Source organism: Streptomyces sp. XM83C, assembly GCF_023072675.1.
Lineage (GTDB): Bacteria > Actinomycetota > Actinomycetes > Streptomycetales > Streptomycetaceae > Streptomyces > Streptomyces thermocoprophilus.
Map to the genome: position 1 here is coordinate 1 of NZ_JALLGL010000593.1, position 1,260 is coordinate 1,260.

At 63.7% G+C, this 1,260-nt stretch carries 1 protein-coding gene; it reads left to right on the top strand.

The window, feature by feature from the left end:
* The coding region (locus MTQ10_RS30565; protein WP_247474009.1) for a lysine N(6)-hydroxylase/L-ornithine N(5)-oxygenase family protein at positions 1 to 1,260 on the top strand (1,260 nt) is incomplete at both ends.

Genomic DNA, 1,260 nt, shown 5'->3' on the forward strand with positions numbered 1-1,260 from the left:
CCCACCCCCTCACCCACCTCAACACCGCCTTCTACGACCAAAACCCCCACTTCAACTGGCACCCCGGCCTCCTCATCGACGGCGCCACCGTCCAAGTCCCCTTCCTCGCCGACCTCGTCACCCTCGCCGACCCCACCAACCCCTGGACCTACCTCAACTACCTCAAAACCCACCACCGCCTCTTCCCCTTCTACTTCGCCGAACGCCTCCACACCCACCGCACCGAATACAACAACTACTGCCGCTGGGTCGCCGACAACCTCCCCAACCTCCACTTCCACCACCAAGTCGACACCATCCGCTGGAACCACGAACACGACCTCTTCGAAATCGACCACACCCAACTCGACACCCACGGACAAGCCGAAGCCCTCGGCCGCACCTACACCCGCAACATCGCCATCGGCATCGGCACAGAACCCCACATCCCCCATCCCCTCCGCCCCCTCGCCAAAGCACCCGACGCCCCCGTCTGGCACTCAGCCGACTACCTCCACCACCGCCACAAAATCATCAACGCCGAACACATCACCATCATCGGAACCGGCCAATCAGGCGCCGAAATCTTCCTCGACCTCCTACGCCACCGCCCCCCAGGAAAAGAAAACATCCACTGGATCGGGCGCACCCCCGCATTCGCCCCCATGGAATACTCAAAACTCGGCCTCGAACACTTCACCCCCGACTACACCCGCTACTTCCATCACCTCACCGAACCCATCCGAGACCAACTCCTCGCAAACCAATGGCAACTCCACAAAGCCATCAACGCCGACACCATCGCCGCCATCCACGACGAGCTCTACCGCCGGACCCACAACAACAACTGGCCCCACACCACCCTCACCCCCGGCATCAACGTCCGCACCGCCGGACGCATCGCCACCACCCGCATCGAACTCCACCTCGAACACACCCAACAAGGCACCCGCCAACGCCTCACCACCGACGCCGTCATCCTCGCCACCGGCTACAAAGAACGCCCCCTCGACCAACTCCTCGCCGCACTCCACCCCTACCTCCGCCACGACAACGCCGACCGCCTCCGCATCGACGAAAAATTCCGCATCATCACCGACCCCACCATCACCGGCACCATCTACGTACAAAACGCCGAACGCCACACCCACGGCATCGGCGCACCCGACCTCGGACTCACCGCCTGGCGCAGCGCCACCATCCTCAACACCCTCACCGGCACCAACCCCTACCCCCTCCCGGAACGCACCGCCTTCACCACCTTCGGCCTCCCCCAACACC